Raw genomic sequence first — 17,318 nt, forward strand, 5'->3', positions numbered from 1 at the left:
ACCTTTCTATAAAATTTTTAAATTAAACCTTGCATTATACAAAATTTTTTCTTAAATGGCTTTAAAAATCTAAATTTTTTATCTCAAAGCCAACTTTTGCAAAACTATTATCTAGCTCAGCCTTAAAATAATAATCAAAAATTTTAATTTCATAACTATGTAAATACATTCTATCGCTTGAAATTTTAGCATATTTTTCATCACCTACAACGCCATGTTTTATAAATTTAGTATGCACTCTGATTTGATGAGTTCTACCTGTTTGAATGACTATTTTTGCTAAGGTTTTTTTTGACTGCAACATAATAGGAGTAATGATACTTAAGGCACTTAAACCATCTTTTGAAACTTTACTTAATGCTCCACATTTTGCTTTTATGGTAAAAATAGGCTCATTCACTTCAACCTCTTCAGCCAAAACCCCATCTAAAACCGCAATATAACTTTTATAAACTCTGTGTTTTTTAAATTCTTCTATACAAAGCTTTCTAAAATCTTCATCTTTGCAAAGCAAAATCACACCGCTTGTTTCTTTGTCTAAACGATTTAAAAGCTTGGCATTAAATTTTTTCTCCAAGTCTTCACTCACATAAGCGTAAGGTTTATTAATAGCAATAATCTTATCATCTTCAAAAATAATTTGAGGATTTTTGGTTTTTATCACATTAAATCTTGCCTTATCGTTCATCAAAGCTCTAGCAACCACAACTTTTTTTCCATGTGAAAAAACACAACCCTTATCAATCAAATCTTTAGCTTCACGATTTGAAATTTTTTCTTGCAAAGCTAAGAGTTTATAAGCTTTTTCTTGCATCAATTCCCTTTTGTATAGTTTGCATGATAAGATCTAAATTTTCTTTTTTGGAAATTTTAGCTTTTAAATTTAAATAATGGATTTTATCATTTAAATCTTTTAAATTTTCACAAAAATATACATTTTCTACTTCTTCAAACAAAGCCTTTTGATTGTGAATAAATTTCCCGCTGATTAATACATTGTCAAAATATGCCACTTCTATAGGATTATGTCCTCCTATACCTTCTATGAAAGAACCTCCAAGCACAACAACATCAGAAATTGCATAAAAATTTACAAGCTCCCCTAAAGTATCTAAAAGTAAAATTTTTTTAGAAAATTTCTTATTTTCATCTTTTAAAGAACTAAATTTTTCAAATTCTAAACCTTTGTTTAAAAGTAAATTTTCAACTTCTTTAAAACGCTCAGGGTGTCGTGGGGCGATAATGAGTTTTTCATTTTCTTCTAGTTTAAAATGATCAAGTAAAAGCTCTTCTTCATCTTTATGAGTACTAGCAAAAATGATAAGTTTTTCCTTAGGTTTGGTATAAATTTTATTATTTTTAATTTCTAAATTTGCCTTAATATTTTTAAAAATTTTAACATTTTTAGCTCCCAAACTTTCAAGTCTTACTTTATCTAATTCACTTTGAGCAAAAACTTCATCAATATAAGAAAAAATTTTTTTATAAAAAAAAGAAAATTTTTGATAAGAATGATAAGATTTATCAGATATTCTCGCATTAAGCAAAATAATCTTAGCCTTATAAATACGTGCCATAAAAACAAGCATAAGCCAATATTCTGCTTCAAAAATTACCAAAACCTTACAAGGATTAAACCAAAAAGGCAAAAAATTTTCAAAAGCAAGATAATTTACCTTTTTACAAAATTCTTTTGCACATTCAAAACCTGTTTGAGTAATAGTAGTTATTCTTGAATCAAATTTCAAAACCAAAGCTTTAATACTTCTTACCTCCCCGTAAGAACAAGCATGAAAATGTACATCAGCTTTTTCTTGATGTAAATTTTTATAAAGAAAAAATCGAGATTTTAAACTAATTTTGTATTTGGATTTTAAAAAAGAAAGCAAAAGAATAAAGACGGCACAAAATAAAAATGCCGTCCAAGTTAAAAAATAATAAAAAAAGATCAATTTTGTTCTTCTTGCTCTTTATAAAGAATTCTTCCGCAATGAGGACAAGTTACAATCTCTTCACCTTTTACAACGGACAGATAAGTCTTATCGTAAATTTTCATAAAACATCCATAGCATGCTTGTTTTTTAACAGGAACTACAGCAGTATTCTTCGCCCATTTGCGAATTTTCTCATAAAAACTTAAAACTTTTTGATTCATCTCACTCACAAGTTTAGTTTTTTTATCATAAACACTCATTCTATCTTTTTCAAGAACTTCCATTTCAGATTTAATACTTACTCTAATCTCGTTAATATTTTGCTCTTGTTTGATTTTTTCTTCTTCGAGTTCTTTTTTATAAGTTTCTTTATTCTCTAAAATTTTATCTAGTCTTACAATCTCGTCATTTGCAGCGTCTAATTGCTCTTTTGCGATATCTTCTTCAATTTTTAAAGCATTAGCTTCTTTTTCTGTTTTTACCGCACCACTTTTTTTAGAAAGATCTTTAATTTTTGCTGAAAACTCGGAAATATGAGCATTGTTTTGTACTTTTTGATTTTCTATATCTTTGATTTCTTCATCAATTTTTTCTAAATCTGTGTTGATTTTTCCTATTTTTAACTCAGCATCTTTTAAAGTCTTATTAATACTGTCTATTTTTGGTTCATAACTATCAATCTCTTGATCTATTTTTGATAAAAGCACTAATTGTTCAAGATATTTATTCATTTATTTTCCTTAAAAATATTGAAATGGATTTTTTGAAACTGTTATTATAACTTGTAGCGGCAAATTTTTCAAGTCTTTTGCTAAACATTGAGAAAAATATCTCTCACTTTCAAAATGACCCAAATCAATAAGACTGATTTGATTACTAAGCGCCTCTAAAGCTTGATGATATTTAAAATCTCCACTTAAAAAACAATCCGCATCTACTTTAGAAATTAAATCTCCACCACTTCCAGTACATATAGCAATACGCTTAATGTCTTTTTTACCACAATCGCTTACACGTAAAATTTGTAAATTTAACTTTTTTTTCACCCGGTCACACAAAGCTTCAAAAGACATAAAATTTTCTACATAAATCAAAAATTCGTCTTTAAAAGAAATTTTAAAACCTAAAATTTCTTTCGTAAAATAAGTATTTAAATGACTTAAATCATAATTTGTATGCATACTGATTAAAGAAATATTTTTACAAATCATTTCTTTAACAAAAGCCCTAGGATAAGTTTTGTCATATAAATCTTTTAAACCTTTAAATATTAAAGGATGGTGTGTGATAATTAAAGAATTTTCACTCGCTTGTTTAATGATATTTTCATCAATATCTAAACTTAAATAAATAGTTGAAATTTCGCTATCCTTATCTCCAAGCAAAATTCCACTATTATCCCATGATTCTTGAGTATTAAAAGGACTTAATTGATCTAAAAAATTATAAATTTCACTCAGTTTCATTTAAATTTTTCTTATAAATTTCAGCACAATTTTTTGAAAGCTCACGAATTTTTAACATATAATCTTGTCTTTGTGCTACAGAAATTGCTCCTCTTGCATCTAAAAGATTAAAAGTATGTGCAGCAAGCATACAATAATCATAAGCAGGTAAAGCTAGTCCTTGTTCTAAAATATTTTTACATTCTTTGTAAGAATTTTCAAACTGCTCATTCAAGATTTTAACATCACTTACTTCAAAATTGTATTTACTAAATTCATATTCACTTTGCTTATGCACATCTGCGTATTTAATTTTTTCTCCATTAAATTCACTCCAAACTATATCATAAACATTATCAACATTTTGAAGATACATGGCTATTCTTTCAAGACCATAGGTAATTTCAGCACTTACTAAATCTACTGCTATACCGCCAACTTGCTGAAAATAAGTAAATTGAGTAACTTCCATACCATCAAGCCATACTTCCCAGCCTAAACCCCAAGCACCCAAACTTGGACTCTCCCAATTATCTTCAACAAAACGAATATCATGACTTTTTAAATCAAAACCCAAATTTTCAAGACTTTTAAGATATAATTCTTGGATATTATCAGGACTAGGTTTAATCAAAACTTGAAATTGATAATAAGCACCTAAGCGATTAGGATTTTCACCATAACGTCCATCAGTAGGCCTTCTACTTGGAGCCACATAAGCAGCTGCCCAGGGTTTTTTTCCTAAGCTTCTTAAAAAAGTTGCCGGATGAAAGGTTCCTGCACCTGCTGGCATATCATAAGGTTGCATAATCGCACAACCTTGCTCTTGCCAATAATTTTGTAAATTAAGTATCATTTGCGAAAAAGTCATTGCATCTCTCTTTATTGTTCCATATTTTCAATAGGTTTTTCTAAATTTTTATTCATTTCCAAATCAGGCTCTGTCTTAGCTCCAAAAATTTCTGCAGTTTTACTCCACATTAATTTATATTTACGCTTGAGAAATTCTATCTCTTCACGCGCATGTTTTAACTCATTGTTTAAGGTTTCTATAGTTTTTCTATCTTCATCATAAAGTTCTTGCATAGAATAAAGAGCATCTTTTAAAAATTTATTCTCATTTTTTAATGCTTCAAGTGTTTCATCTTTAGCATCTAAAACTTTTTCATGTAAATTTAAAATAGTTCCTATTGTTTTTTCAACAAAACTTTCCCCTGCTAAAGTCATTGAATTTACCATTGCAGGTTGAGATTTTGCAGCACTAGGCACCACACTAAAAGTACCTTGATGAGCTTCGATGTAAATTTTACCCTCTTCTTCTTTAAAATTTAAAGCCCCATTAGCCATCATACCTTTAACCACATCTTCATTTAAATGCACAAGTTTACAAAATTCTTCAAGTTCAAGATAGGTTTGCATTTTTATCCCTTATAATAAAACTTCTACTTCTTTTGAATCAGATACAAGTTTTTTTTCTTTTTCAAGACGATCTTCTTTAAGTTTTTGTGCTAAATCAACATCATAAATAGCTAAAATTTGCATAGCCAAATAAGCAGCATTGATTGCTCCAGCCTTACCAATAGCTAAAGTTCCTACAGGAATTCCACTAGGCATTTGCACCGTAGAAAACAAAGAATCCATACTTGCAAGATTACTTCCTGGCATAGGCACTCCTAAAACAGGTTTTGTGGTATAAGCTGCAACAGCTCCAGCCAAATGCGCTGCCATTCCAGCTGCTGCTATAAAAACTTTCGCACCTTTTTCTTCAGCATTTGCAATATACTCTTTTGTTCTTTTTGGGCTACGATGAGCTGATGAGATAATAAGTTCATACTTTACCCCAAAACTTTCTAAAGTTTTAGCAGCCTCTTTCATAGTCTCATAATCACTCTTGCTTCCCATTAAAATAGAAACAAAATTCATCTATATTTCCTTTCTTAAAAAACTTAATACACTGATTTTACTTGGTAATTGAATTTCATGTTCATTACCGCTATGAATTTCACTAAATTCTTTATTGTTTTTAGCAATGAGTTTTTTAAACTCTATAAAATATTTATCCTCTTTTTGATAAATTTTACCTAGTTCATTGTCACAAGTTTGAATCACATCGCCTAAAGGAGCTAAAATTTCATAAGGCGTGTTTAAAACGATTTTTCCTTTGCATTTAAAAAAGCTTCCATCTTCGCTTATAGCATGCACTTGATGAGAGCCTTCTTCTATGCTTGTATTATGATTTTGTGTGTCGGTTTTTTCTAAAGGACGCGAAACAAGATAGCCATCTGTAAAACCACGATTCTTAAGCGTAGCAATCTCTTTTTCATACTTGTTTGACTCAAACTTACCCTCTAAAACATCCTGTATAGCCATTTTATAAGTTCTTGTTGTAAGCGCAACATAATATTCGCTTTTGGTGCGTCCTTCTATCTTAAAAGCACTGATACAATTTTCTTGCATGATTTTTTCTATATAAGAACAAAGATTTAAATCTTTGGAATTAAAAACATGAGTACCATTTTCATCTTCTTCTAAACGAAATAAAGTACCATTTTCTGGATTTTTAGCATAAAGCTCATAATTAAATCTGCAATCATTTGCACAAGATCCACGATTACTCATTCTTCCACTTTGCACAGAGCTTATTAAACAACGCCCAGAATAAGCAAAACACATAGAACCATGCACAAAGGCTTCAAGTTCAATATCGCAATTTTCTTTTAAAGCTTTAGCATCTTTAAGCCCTAATTCTCTCGCAATTACAACCCTTTTAGCGCCCATATCCTTATAAACTTGAGCATCTAAATAATTTAAAATATTCGCCTGAGTAGAAACATGTAAAGAAATTTCAGGTGCAAGCTCTTTAACAAGACGCATAGTTCCAACAGAAGCTACAATAAAAGCATCGGGTTTCATCTCACGTAATTTTAATATATGTCTTTTTAAGCCTTCAATTTGAGAGCTTAAATGAAAACCATTTAAAGTAACATAAATTTTCTTACCACGCTCATGAGTATATTTGATAGCTTCTTCAAAACTTTCATAATTAAATTCTCTTGCAGTGCGCGATCTTAAAGAAAAATTATTCACACCCGCATAAACCGCATCTGCGCCATAAGCTAAAGCAATTTTTAATTTTGTGAAATTTCCTGCAGGAGCTACTATTTCAGGAATGATCATTTTTGCCCTAAACTTGCAATTAAAGCTTCTATATCATCATTACTTACAACATCAGCAGTACTATCACCTTCAATATGCACTGCAGAACTTACACGTTTTTTATCATCAATTTTACCTTCAAATAAAGAACTCATATAGCGGCTTAAAGCACGCATTACATTAATAACACGTTCGATTTTTTGACGATGTATATCTTGATACTGCATTGCATCCATTGCCATCATCACTTCATCTTGTCCGCTTTGAAGATTTCCGACAATCTCCTTAGAACTTTTTTTAGCTTGATTGTTTAATTCTAAAGCTTCACTGAAACTTTCCACATTAGGAAATTTTTCATTAAGTTTGGAAAAAATATCAATATTTTTTTCTATTGCTTTATTTATTTCTTTGAGTAAACTTTCAGAATCCGCAAAGAAATTATTAATACTTTCAAGCTTATCCATCATTTCCGTTGCTTTAAGCTCGCTATCTTTTGTAACATCATCTAACTGATGTACAACTTTATGCTCCTGATTTGGTGGGGGTGGTGGCCATACTACACTAGGATTAGGTTTGTAATCAGCTATTTTGACATCTTCTAACATCAAAGCATCTTCTTCGGTATTCGATTCTTCGGTTTTTATCTCTGCTTCTGTCTCTGAATCAAGATCAACATCACCATTCATCAAAGCATCAAGCTCTTCTTGAGTCATTTTTTTCCCTTTTTTAAATCTAGATTTTCAATAATTGCTCAAAATTATAATCAATTTTATCTAAAACAAAAATATAAATTTTTATTTTTTAATCTTTTTAAATTAAATTTTTAAATTTATTAAAAAAAATATATTAATTAAATCTTAATTAAAAATTTTATGATATAATTTTATAAATTTAATTACATAAAGGAGTAAAAATATGGGAAAATTTGTTAATAATATAGATGATTTTTTCAAATTTTGCAAACAAAATGAAGTGCTTTTTGTTGATTTTCGTTTTACAGATATGATAGGAACTTGGCATCATATTACCTATAATCTTCATGCAATCAATGAAGAAACATTTCAAACTGGCATTCCATTTGATGGAAGCTCAATCCACGGATGGCAACCTATAGAAAAATCAGATATGATTTTAAAACCTGATGCTCAAAGTGCTTTTTTAGATCCTTTTACAGCTGATCCTACTATCATAGTATTTTGTGATGTGTATGATATTTACAAAGGACAAATGTATGAAAAATGTCCAAGAAGCATAGCAAAAAAAGCAATGGAACACCTTAAAAATAGTGGCATAGCTGATACTGCTTACTTTGGACCAGAAAATGAATTCTTTGTTTTTGATAGTGTAAAAATAGTTGATACTACTCATTGTTCTAAGTATGAAGTTGATACCGAAGAAGGAGAGTGGAATGATGATAGAGAATTTACCGATAGCTACAATACTGGACACAGGCCAAGAAACAAAGGTGGATATTTTCCAGTTCAGCCAATTGATTCTTTAGTAGATATTCGTTCTGAAATGGTTCAAACCCTTGAAAAAGTAGGTCTTAAAACTTTTGTTCATCATCATGAAGTTGCACAAGGACAAGCTGAAATAGGAGTAAATTTTGGCACGCTTGTAGAAGCAGCTGACAATGTTCAAATTTATAAATATGTTGTAAAAATGGTAGCTCATTTAAATGGCAAAACTGCCACTTTTATGCCAAAACCTTTATACGGAGATAATGGCAATGGTATGCATGTTCATATGAGCTTATGGAAAGATGGGGTAAATTTATTTTACGATAAAGATGGATACAGTGGACTTAGTCAAACTGCTATAAATTATATAGGTGGAATTTTAAAAAATGCTAGAAGTGTCGCAGCTTTTACAAATCCAAGTTCCAACTCTTACAAAAGAATAGTTCCTGGCTTTGAAGCTCCTTGTATTTTAACTTATTCTTGTCAAAACAGATCAGCAAGTTGTCGCGTTCCTTATGGCATAGGTAAAAATTCAGCTCGTATAGAAATTCGCTTCCCTGATAGCACTGCTAATCCTTATTTAGCTTTTGTTAGTCTTTTAATGGCAGGTCTTGATGGAATCAAAAATAAAACCATTCCTGTAGGTCCTATGGATGAAAATTTATTTGATCTTACTCTGGATGAAATACGTGAAAAAGGGATAGAGCAATTACCACATACTCTAAGAGGAAGTTTAGAAGCTTTAATCCGACATAATTCTTATTTAAAACCTGTAATGAGCGATATTTTTATCGATGACTATCAGCATTTAAAATTTGAAACACAAGTTTGGCCAGTAGAAGCTCGTCCAACTGCTTATGAATTTAAAACTTGCTACTCTTGCTAAAAATTTAATGGCGTTTACACGCCATTAAACTAAAAAAAGAATTAAAAATTATTTATTTTATATCAACTATCGCTTAAGCTGATTTACAATTCCTAGCATATCATCACTTGTTGTAATTGCCTTAGAACCCGCTTCATAAGCCCTTTGTCCTGTGATAAGATCTGTCATTTCTTCAACAAGCTGAACATTACTAAGTTCTATAAATCCATGTCTTATTGTTCCAAGTCCATCTTGTCCTGCTATACCCGCAACAGGTGCACCACTTGCTCCTGTTTCAAGATAAAGATTATCACCCATAGAATGAAGACCCGCTGGATTTATAAACTGAACTAGCTCCACTTGGCCAATTTGAGTTTCTTGTTGCTCCCCTGGTAGCATTACAGAAACGGTTCCATCTGTAGCAACATTAATTGCTGTTGCGCCTTCAGGTATTGTCATTTCAGGTAAAAGTCTATAACCATCTGAATTTACAATATTGCCTTCATTATCTTTTGTAAATTGCCCATTTCTAGTATATCCTATAGTGCCATCAGGAAGTTGTATTTGAAAAAACCCATTACCTGCAATAGCCATATCAAGACCATCAGTACTTGTTGATTTTAAATTTCCTTCAGTAAAAACTTTAGTTACCGCTGTTGGACGCACACCCACACCCACTTCTATACCCGAAGGAGAAAGAGTAGTAGCTGAAGTTGAAGTTCCTGCATACTTCATAACTTGATACATAAGATCAGCAAATTCTGCGCGACTTTTCTTAAAACCTGCTGTATTAACATTAGCGATGTTATTTGAAGTAACATCAATTTGTGTTTGCTGCGCTACCATTCCCGTAGCAGCAGTATGAAGTGATCTCATCATTTTTAATCCTTTTTTATTTTATTTTAAATTATTTAACAGCTGCAAGCTTATTGATAGCTTCTTGATTTAAGTCATCCATATGAGCTGTCATAACTTTTTGATACATTTCTACCATTCTGTTTGCTTCAATCAGTCCTACCATTTCAGTAACTGGATTAACATTTGATCCCTGAGAAAAACCTTGGCGAATAGCATTGGAGTTTTCCAAATCTCTAATGCGGGTTAGATCATCTATTTTATAGACATTATCCCCATCTTTTTGCAAAGCTCTTATATCATCTACTTGTGCTACAAATAATCTTGCATTTTGAGCTCCATCAACCTCAATGCTTCCGTTTTTATCAACGCTAATTTGAACAGCACCATTAGGAATGCGTATGCCAGCATTCTGAGGATTATTAAAATAATCACTACTTAATACCTTGTATCCTTGCTTATTTACCAAATAACCCTCATCATCAAGTTGAAAATTTCCATCTTTAGTTAATCTTACTTCTCCATCTTTGGTTTGAACCAAATAAAAAGCATCTTCTCTAGTCATTGCCAAATCCAAAGGATTGTTTGTGGCTTTTAAAGAACCTAGGCTAAAATCCGTATATTCTTGAGAAACTTGTGGGATTCCATCTATTGTAGTATTTACAAAACGAGATGCATCTCTTGTGTGATTTTCTATAGGCAACTCATCCTGAGTTTCTTTAAAAATCCTTTTAAAATCTGCAATAACCACATCATCTCTTTTGTATCCACTTGTATTAATATTGGCAAGATTATTAGTAATCACATCAAGTTTATTAAACTGAGTTACCATTCCGCCAGTTGCTTGATAATATCCATTTTGCATATTTTCACCTATAAAATTAAGATTTTATAGCTATAAAAGCAAAGAGTGTTCCAACTTTTAAAAACAAAGAAAAATAAATATTTGAAAGATTATTAGAAGAGAGTTTTAAATTACAAAAAGCAAGATTTGACTCAATCTTGCTTTAAAAATCAATTTTAATCCATTTGACGACGCAAGAAAGTTGGTGTTTCAATTTGCGCCATTATCTCTTCATCATAACCACCGCTTACCTTTTTAAGACTTAAATAAGGATTTTTCCTAGAAGCTTGAGCTTCTTCGGTAGATTTTTTAGCTACTGTATCTTTATCTTCAAATCCTGTTGCAATAATAGTTACTTCAACTCTATCTTCCATGCTATCATCTGTGGTAGAACCAAAAATAATCTTAGCATTTTCATCAACAATTTCTTGTATACTATTTGCTGCTGCCGAAATTTCAAACAAAGAGCAATTAGAACTTGTTTTAAAATGCAAGATAACTCCCTTGGCACCCTTAATATCCATTCCATCAAGCAAAGGAGATTCTATAGCGTTTGAAAGAGCCTCTTCTATAGCATTTTCACCACTAGCACTACCAACACCCATAAGTGCGAGTCCGCGGTGACTCATGATGGTTCTTACATCCGCAAAGTCAACATTAATATCTCCATTATCAAGCAAGATAGACACCATACCTTTTACAGCACGAGCTAAAATATCATCAACCAATCTAAAAGCATCTTTAATGCCTGCTTTTTTATCAATAATGCTCAATAATTTTTCATTTTGAATTACAAGAATAGAATCACTTTCTTTTTTAAGCTCAAGGAGACCGCTTTCAGCAAGTTTTTTTCTTTGTTTTCCTTCAAATGCAAAAGGCATAGTTACAACAGAAACAGTTAAAGCTCCAATCTCTTTAGCTGCTTGTGCAATAACTGGAGTGGCACCCGTTCCAGTACCTCCACCAAAACCTGAAGCAATAAATACAATATCACTTTGACTAAGACTTGCTTTTATTTCCTCAAAACTTTCTCTAGCGCTTTCTGCACCTACTTCAGGAAGCATACCAGCGCCTAAACCTTTAGTTTTTTTCTCGCCAAGTTGAATTTTAGTTTTTGCTAATGAAATTGAAATAGCTTGTGCATCAGTATTTGCTGCAATTAAATCAAGATCATTTAATCCCATTTTAACCATATGGTTGATCATATTACCGCCACCGCCACCGCAGCCTATAACCTTAATTTTTGCACCTTTATTATGTTGCATTTCTTCTACTAAAAATTCACTCATAAAAATTTCTCCTTGTTAAAATTGATTCATAATTTTATGCCAGATATTTGAAAAAACGCTAGGTTTTTTTTCTTTTGGCTCTTTAAAATCTAATTGTTCTTGTATTGCAATTGTATCATTTTCTTGCAAATTTTCATCAAAAAAATCAGATTTTATTTCACTTTCTGCATCTTTTTGTAAAACAATATCTTGTTTAATTTGACGATTAAAATTTTCAATTTCCCCTTTATATCTTAATTTTTCATTAGAATCAAGTTCATAAGGCGTAAAATACCCCGCTCCATATAAACAAAGTCCTATAGCACAAGTATTTTCAGGATCATTAAAAATTTCACTAAAACCAGTAATCAAATCTTTTCTTGCAGTAGCCAGTCTAACTGAGCGATTATCAAATGTTGCAGGAGCTAGCTCATCAATACCTGCTAACTTAGTCATTCCACCTGTTAAAACAACTCCACCGCCTATAGCATTGGCATAACGATTATCACTTAAGATTTTTGCCAAAATCATCAAAGTTTCTTCCGCTCTTGCATAAATTACGTTTGAAATAATATCCAAAGAAACTTCATTAACCTTTCTTTCATCACCCATTGAAGGAATTTGTATAAGGGTATTAGGCTGTTGTGAAAGAGCTGCATAATTAAGCTTGATTTTTTCTGCTTCTTTTAAAGGTGTATGCAATGCCATTGATAAATCTTGGGTGATATTAATCGAGCCAATTTGCAAACAATCATTATATCTAATTGAATTTCCAGTATGAACAACCATATCACAAATCGCTCCACCCATATCAATCAAAACAGCACCTAATTCCTTTTCGCTATCATCTAAACAAGCTATAGCTGAAGCATATCCTGAAAGAACTATATTATCCACTCTTAAATCAGCTAATTCAACTGCTTTCTTAAGATTTTTAATATGAGATTCTTGTGAAATCACTATATGGGTTGAAACTTCTAAACGATTGCCACTCATTCCCAAAGGATCATCAACATGTTCAAGATCATTAACCTTAAAATTATAAGGCAAAACATGGATAATTTCATAACCACTTGGTAGATTGGCAGTATGCTTAGCTGTACTTACAGCACGATGAATTTCTTTAATGCCTATTTCATGATTTGGAATATTAACAACACCTATGCTATCAACGCTTTTAGTATAAGCACCTGATATAGACACCACAACCTTATCATAATGAACTCCGCTCATCATCTCAGCACTTCTAACAGCTTCTTCAATAGATTTAGAAGCAAGCTCTATATTGGTAATGGCACCTTTTTTAACCCCGTTGGTTTTCGACTTGGAAAAACCAATAATTTTTAATCCATCTTCATCTTTTTGAGCAATAATGGCACAAGTCTGGGTTGAGCCTAAGTCAATTCCTAATATATTCAAAATCAATTCCCTTTATAATAAATTTTTATCGGATATATCTTTTTAAGTTCATCAACAAGTTCTTGCTTAAGCTCATTTGCTTTTAAATTTCGCAAATTTTGTTCAAGCATAGTTTTGTATTGTTCAAATTTATCGGAGTTCATATCTAATTTTTGTTTATTTATTTTATATAATATTGCTTTATTGTCATTAATGATCACATAAGAACTATTTTGATCAGTATTAAATACATTCATTAAAAAATAAGCAAATTCAGAATCATTTAATATCTTATCACTAGGCTTTACACTCTCGCGAGAACTATCTCGACTTACAAAGCCTATATCATCGCCTTTAAAATTTATTAAACTATTTTTGGCTTTTTCTTCTAAATTTTTTCTAGCTTGTTCGCTTAAATACATAGGTAAAACTTCTTCTCTAGCTTCTTCAAAAGTTTTATTTCTTATAGGATCTACTTTATTTAGTTTAACTATGATATATCCGTTATTATAAGGTGCTGGTCGTAAAACATCTCCATTTTTAGCTTTATTCAAAAGATCAATTGGATAATAAACATCAGATTCACTAATATTTTGATCTTTTTGAAAATTATCTTTCCCATTTTTTAAATCTAAAAATTTAGCATTAGCCACATTCTTTAGTTGCATTAAGGCGTAATCTTTAGCAACTTCATTTTTAGCAGACTGAAAATCCATTACTTTACCTGCAAAATCTTTATATTTTAGTTTATTTTCATCTTGATTATAAAATTTTTCTAATTCTTTGTCGTCAATTTTCTCATTGTTAACTGGCAAAAAATAAGTTGAAATTTCATATATTTTTTTAGTTTTATAATCTTCTTTATGTTTATTCCAAAGCTTTTTTAAATCCTCTTCATTAATCTTAATATTTTTTTTGTCATAATCAATTTTTGCAATACTTAAAGCATCTTGCATGAAATAACTAGAAGCTAACATTTTTAATTCCTCATCTTTGCTAGGAATATTAAAAATTTGATTAAGTTTATCGGTAATTACTTCATTTGCAAGTTGTGTTTCATAATCTTTTGGAGTTAAATTATTGGCATTTAAAAGTTTATAATAAATCGTTTTGTTAAAATCCCCTGTAGGATCTTGAAATTCTCTAGTATTTGCAAGTTTTTGTAAAATTTCATTCTCGTTTACGCCAATACCCAAATCTTTAGCAAAATTTAACAAAAGCTTATCTTCAACAAGAGAGCTTAAAGCTATATTTTTAATGCCTAGTTGCTCAGCATTTTCTGGAGTTAAAGCACCATTGCTAATTTGATTATAATAACTTAAAATTTGTCTATATCTAGTATCAAATTCGCTAAAACCTATCTTTTCATTTCCTACGGTTGCAACACTCGAACTTCTATTGAGATTAAAATCATAAGCACCCCAACCTAAAAAGCCAGCGCCAACAAAAGCTATAGTACTAACCCATATAGTAACAACAAGATATTTTTTGTGATGTTGCATCCAAGTAAGCATATCATTCCTTGATTAAATTTAAACTAGATATTGTATCGTAGAAGTGTTTAAGTGGAGTTTAATTATAAAATTTTTACCAAAAAATATTTGTTCTTTAAATTTTATGATTTTTACAATGAAATTTAGTTATAATTATAGCTTATAAAAATTTATTAGGATTGATTTTGGAAATTCCTCATATCCCAGTTTTGCTTAATGAAGTTCAAGAGATTTTTAAAAATCTTAAAACAGGTTATTTTTTAGACTGCACTTTAGGATTTGGCGGACATAGTGAAGCTTTGCTTAAAAATCATCCTGATCTTAAATTCATTGCTTGTGATCAAGATCAACAAGCTTTAGAATTTTCTAAAAAACGTCTTAAAGATTTTCACAATAGGATAACTTTTATACAAAGTAATTTTAGTGAAGTTTTAGAAAAAATTTCACATAAAGAAGAATTAAGAGGCATTTTAGCAGACATTGGAGTTTCTTCATTTCAACTCGATAATAACGAAAGAGGTTTTAGTGTAAATTCTGACTTTTTGGATATGAGAATGAATCAAAACTCCAAAATATCGGCTTATGAGATTATTAATGCTTATACAAAAGAGCAATTAACTTCCATTTTTAAAGATTATGGAGAATTGCACGATGCACATTTTATTGCTGAAAAAATTTGCCTAGAAAGAAGTAAAAATCCAATCAAAAGCGCCAAGGAACTTTATCAAATCATAGGAAAAGGCAAACAAAATCATAGAAAAATTTCCAAAGCCACTTTAGCATTTCAAGCCATTAGAATAGAAGTAAATCAAGAACTTAAAGTGCTTAAAGATTTTCTTGGGCATTTAGAAAATTTAAAACCAAAAAATTGCATTTTAGCAATCATTAGTTTTCATTCTTTGGAAGATAGAATAGTAAAAAATTTTTTCAAAAAATGGTCAAAAAACTGCATTTGTGATGAAAAAATAATGCGTTGCGAATGTGGAAATAACCATAGCCTAGGGCAAATAATAACCAAAAAAGCTATAAGTGCAAGCAAGGAAGAACTTTTAAAAAATTCTCGCTCTAGTTGTGCTAAAATGCGGGCTTTTTATTTTAATAATTTGGACAATAAATAATGCTAGAAGATGATTTTATAAAAGAACGCCAAAACATACGCCAAAAAATGCTGAAATTTTCTCGCGCTATAAATCAAGGCAAACCGCTTGATGATGATTTAAGAGATGAAATTTCTAGCGATGATATTTTAAGACGTCGTTTTAAAAAAAAGACTCCTAATAAATTCTTAGAAGAACTCGATGAAGAGTATGAGTCAAAACATACTAAAAAATCAAATATATATTTAAAAGAAGATCTGATCAATGTTAAATTAGAAGAAAAGCAATCTCTTGCTAAAAAATTTTTTTCCAAAATGAAAGAAAGGAAAAAAGAAGAAAATAAAAAAACTAAAAAGATTTTTTCGTTTGGAAGAAAAAAAATAAACGAGATAAAAAATATTCAAACCAAACCAAAAATTCAAACAAAAAATGATCAAAATCCTATCCAAGATAAAAAAGAAAAAAAAGAATCTATAAAATCTATAGAAAAAATTCAAAAAACTGAGCCTAAAATACAAAATTCCCAAACTATAGAAAAACGACCTGATATTAAAAAACAACCCGATATTAAACAAAGTTTGGAAAATTTACAAAAAAAGATAACACCACAAGAAAATAAACAAGAACTTCCAAAACCATCCAATCAAGCCCAAGAAAAACAACAAAATGATGAAGATGCTCAAAAGGCAAAAAATGTTTTATTAGAAGGCTACTCTAATGCCACCAAAGAAGATAGAAACCTAAATTTCAATCATCTTCTTTTTGCGGCTTTACTTGTTAGTTTTGCGTTATTTTTATTTGCTCCACAAATTTATATTAGAAATCAAATTTATTATCTTAGTAGAGAAATTGCTACATTAAGAACAGAAGAAAGCGTTTTAAACGAAGAAAATAAAGATTTAAAAAGAAGGCTTGAAAATATGCGATTCCAAAATCAAATTTTAGACTATTTAGAATGAATAATCTTATCTAAAACATACTGCTCTAAATTTGCTTTTGGAATTTCCTCTTTTAAGGCTTCCTTATAAATTTCACCTGCCATTATAGAGTATTTTTCATAAGCAAAATAAGGGAAATGCAAAGCCCAGGCTTTTTGTATTATTTTTTTTGAGATTATTTTGCGAGTATAAACTTTAAAAATATCATATCCTATAAATACACAAGCAGTAACCATAACAGCACTCACTATGCTTATATGAAAGTCAAGTTTTGTTAAAAAATAATGAGTAATTAAAAGCAATGGTAACAAAACCACAGCACAAAAAACACCAAAATAAATATAAGAATTTAGAATTTTGAAATTAAAATTTAGCTTAGAAGGATCTACAAGCATACCGTCATTAAAAAGTGCATTTGCCTCTAATAAATCCTTCACTAAAACAGGTTGTTCTGATACTTTAAATAAAAAACGAAGGCTAAATTCTTTAAATTTTTTCATAATCCATGCTTTATTTTTTAATTAAAATTTTATCTAAAGAAAATTAATTTTTACTAAATATAAAC

18 protein-coding genes are annotated in these 17,318 nt (G+C 30.2%); 3 read left to right on the forward strand and 15 right to left on the reverse strand.

The features are described from left to right. Positions 1-61: 61 nt before the first annotated feature. Genes AJ932_RS02925 through AJ932_RS02965 form a run of 9 tightly spaced genes read right to left on the reverse strand, consistent with a single transcriptional unit; the run spans position 62 to position 7,248 of the window. Positions 62-814: an RluA family pseudouridine synthase gene (locus AJ932_RS02925; protein WP_070278443.1), complete on the reverse strand. Its 753-nt coding sequence runs from the start codon at positions 812-814 to the stop codon at positions 62-64. Next, positions 795-1,952 (reverse strand): lipid IV(A) 3-deoxy-D-manno-octulosonic acid transferase, encoded by a 1,158-nt coding sequence (waaA, locus tag AJ932_RS02930; protein ID WP_004305574.1) that lies wholly within the window; start codon positions 1,950-1,952, stop codon positions 795-797. Before waaA ends, AJ932_RS02925 begins: the two co-directional genes overlap by 20 nt. After that, on the reverse strand, positions 1,949-2,665 hold the full coding sequence (locus AJ932_RS02935) for a zinc ribbon domain-containing protein (RefSeq protein ID WP_002861388.1): 717 nt from the start codon (positions 2,663-2,665) through the stop codon (positions 1,949-1,951). The genes waaA and AJ932_RS02935 overlap by 4 nt, the downstream gene beginning before the upstream one ends. Positions 2,666-2,674: 9 nt before the next feature. Continuing rightward, complete coding sequence (locus tag AJ932_RS02940; RefSeq protein ID WP_070278445.1) at positions 2,675-3,400, reverse strand: Nif3-like dinuclear metal center hexameric protein; 726 nt, start codon at positions 3,398-3,400, stop codon at positions 2,675-2,677. After that, a complete protein-coding gene (gene glyQ, locus AJ932_RS02945) occupies positions 3,387-4,250 on the reverse strand; it encodes a glycine--tRNA ligase subunit alpha (protein ID WP_002861386.1) in 864 nt (287 codons plus the stop codon). The genes AJ932_RS02940 and glyQ overlap by 14 nt, the downstream gene beginning before the upstream one ends. Before the next feature lie 11 nt (positions 4,251-4,261). Further along, positions 4,262-4,798, reverse strand: coding sequence for a DUF3972 domain-containing protein (locus AJ932_RS02950; RefSeq protein WP_002861385.1), 537 nt, complete (start codon positions 4,796-4,798; stop codon positions 4,262-4,264). 9 nt (positions 4,799-4,807) lie between these two features. After that, the gene (purE, locus tag AJ932_RS02955) at positions 4,808-5,302 is read right to left on the reverse strand and encodes a 5-(carboxyamino)imidazole ribonucleotide mutase (RefSeq protein ID WP_002866547.1); all 495 of its coding nucleotides are present in this window, start codon (positions 5,300-5,302) and stop codon (positions 4,808-4,810) included. Further along, positions 5,303-6,556, reverse strand: coding sequence for a peptidase U32 family protein (locus AJ932_RS02960; RefSeq protein ID WP_044778944.1), 1,254 nt, complete (start codon positions 6,554-6,556; stop codon positions 5,303-5,305). Beyond that, positions 6,553-7,248, reverse strand: a complete 696-nt coding sequence (locus AJ932_RS02965; protein ID WP_002861382.1) for a chemotaxis protein — start codon at positions 7,246-7,248, stop codon at positions 6,553-6,555. The genes AJ932_RS02960 and AJ932_RS02965 overlap by 4 nt, the downstream gene beginning before the upstream one ends. A gap of 202 nt (positions 7,249-7,450) precedes the next feature. On the opposite strand from AJ932_RS02965, the gene glnA reads away from it, so the two are divergent. Beyond that, the gene (gene glnA / locus AJ932_RS02970) at positions 7,451-8,881 is read left to right on the forward strand and encodes a type I glutamate--ammonia ligase (protein ID WP_002854995.1); all 1,431 of its coding nucleotides are present in this window, start codon (positions 7,451-7,453) and stop codon (positions 8,879-8,881) included. 66 nt (positions 8,882-8,947) lie between these two features. Here the strand turns inward: glnA and flgG are convergent, their stop codons facing one another. The 5 genes from flgG to AJ932_RS02995 form a co-directional block, all read right to left on the reverse strand. Continuing rightward, positions 8,948-9,739, reverse strand: coding sequence for a flagellar basal-body rod protein FlgG (flgG, locus tag AJ932_RS02975; protein ID WP_002852142.1), 792 nt, complete (start codon positions 9,737-9,739; stop codon positions 8,948-8,950). Positions 9,740-9,767: 28 nt separating this feature from the next. Beyond that, positions 9,768-10,580 (reverse strand): flagellar hook-basal body protein, encoded by an 813-nt coding sequence (locus tag AJ932_RS02980; protein WP_002854829.1) that lies wholly within the window; start codon positions 10,578-10,580, stop codon positions 9,768-9,770. A 155-nt stretch (positions 10,581-10,735) separates the two neighbouring features. Then, positions 10,736-11,848, reverse strand: coding sequence for a cell division protein FtsZ (gene ftsZ, locus AJ932_RS02985; protein WP_002921956.1), 1,113 nt, complete (start codon positions 11,846-11,848; stop codon positions 10,736-10,738). A 15-nt stretch (positions 11,849-11,863) separates the two neighbouring features. Then, on the reverse strand, positions 11,864-13,252 hold the full coding sequence (gene ftsA / locus AJ932_RS02990; protein ID WP_074469321.1) for a cell division protein FtsA: 1,389 nt from the start codon (positions 13,250-13,252) through the stop codon (positions 11,864-11,866). After that, a complete protein-coding gene (locus AJ932_RS02995; protein WP_070233211.1) occupies positions 13,249-14,739 on the reverse strand; it encodes a peptidylprolyl isomerase in 1,491 nt (496 codons plus the stop codon). Before AJ932_RS02995 ends, ftsA begins: the two co-directional genes overlap by 4 nt. Positions 14,740-14,897: 158 nt before the next feature. Between AJ932_RS02995 and rsmH the strand changes: the two genes are divergently transcribed. Next, positions 14,898-15,836, forward strand: a complete 939-nt coding sequence (gene rsmH / locus AJ932_RS03000) for a 16S rRNA (cytosine(1402)-N(4))-methyltransferase RsmH (RefSeq protein WP_074469948.1) — start codon at positions 14,898-14,900, stop codon at positions 15,834-15,836. After that, positions 15,836-16,774: a hypothetical protein gene (locus tag AJ932_RS03005; protein ID WP_004305554.1), complete on the forward strand. Its 939-nt coding sequence runs from the start codon at positions 15,836-15,838 to the stop codon at positions 16,772-16,774. The genes rsmH and AJ932_RS03005 overlap by 1 nt, the downstream gene beginning before the upstream one ends. Here AJ932_RS03005 and AJ932_RS03010 read toward each other — a convergent pair. Further along, a complete protein-coding gene (locus tag AJ932_RS03010; protein ID WP_002855147.1) occupies positions 16,762-17,253 on the reverse strand; it encodes a hypothetical protein in 492 nt (163 codons plus the stop codon). The two genes, AJ932_RS03005 and AJ932_RS03010, sit on opposite strands and share 13 nt — an antisense overlap. Positions 17,254-17,318 lie beyond the last annotated feature (65 nt).

Origin of the sequence: Campylobacter sp. BCW_6873 (assembly GCF_001762365.1) — a bacterium.
Lineage (GTDB): Bacteria > Campylobacterota > Campylobacteria > Campylobacterales > Campylobacteraceae > Campylobacter_D > Campylobacter_D jejuni.

Excerpts from the sequence above, each read along its gene's own strand:
- AJ932_RS02925 (WP_070278443.1), bottom strand. The coding sequence starts at position 814 with ATGCAAGAAAAAGCTTATAAACTCTTAGCTTTGCAAGAAAAAATTTCA.
- AJ932_RS02935 (WP_002861388.1), bottom strand. The coding sequence starts at position 2,665 with ATGAATAAATATCTTGAACAATTAGTGCTTTTATCAAAAATAGATCAA.
- AJ932_RS02940 (WP_070278445.1), bottom strand. The coding sequence starts at position 3,400 with ATGAAACTGAGTGAAATTTATAATTTTTTAGATCAATTAAGTCCTTTT.
- glyQ (WP_002861386.1), bottom strand. The coding sequence starts at position 4,250 with ATGACTTTTTCGCAAATGATACTTAATTTACAAAATTATTGGCAAGAG.
- AJ932_RS02950 (WP_002861385.1), bottom strand. The coding sequence starts at position 4,798 with ATGCAAACCTATCTTGAACTTGAAGAATTTTGTAAACTTGTGCATTTA.
- purE (WP_002866547.1), bottom strand. The coding sequence starts at position 5,302 with ATGAATTTTGTTTCTATTTTAATGGGAAGCAAGAGTGATTATGAGACT.
- AJ932_RS02960 (WP_044778944.1), bottom strand. The coding sequence starts at position 6,556 with ATGATCATTCCTGAAATAGTAGCTCCTGCAGGAAATTTCACAAAATTA.
- AJ932_RS02965 (WP_002861382.1), bottom strand. The coding sequence starts at position 7,248 with ATGACTCAAGAAGAGCTTGATGCTTTGATGAATGGTGATGTTGATCTT.
- glnA (WP_002854995.1), top strand. The coding sequence starts at position 7,451 with ATGGGAAAATTTGTTAATAATATAGATGATTTTTTCAAATTTTGCAAA.
- flgG (WP_002852142.1), bottom strand. The coding sequence starts at position 9,739 with ATGATGAGATCACTTCATACTGCTGCTACGGGAATGGTAGCGCAGCAA.
- AJ932_RS02980 (WP_002854829.1), bottom strand. The coding sequence starts at position 10,580 with ATGCAAAATGGATATTATCAAGCAACTGGCGGAATGGTAACTCAGTTT.
- ftsZ (WP_002921956.1), bottom strand. The coding sequence starts at position 11,848 with ATGAGTGAATTTTTAGTAGAAGAAATGCAACATAATAAAGGTGCAAAA.
- AJ932_RS02995 (WP_070233211.1), bottom strand. The coding sequence starts at position 14,739 with ATGCTTACTTGGATGCAACATCACAAAAAATATCTTGTTGTTACTATA.
- AJ932_RS03005 (WP_004305554.1), top strand. The coding sequence starts at position 15,836 with ATGCTAGAAGATGATTTTATAAAAGAACGCCAAAACATACGCCAAAAA.
- AJ932_RS03010 (WP_002855147.1), bottom strand. The coding sequence starts at position 17,253 with ATGAAAAAATTTAAAGAATTTAGCCTTCGTTTTTTATTTAAAGTATCA.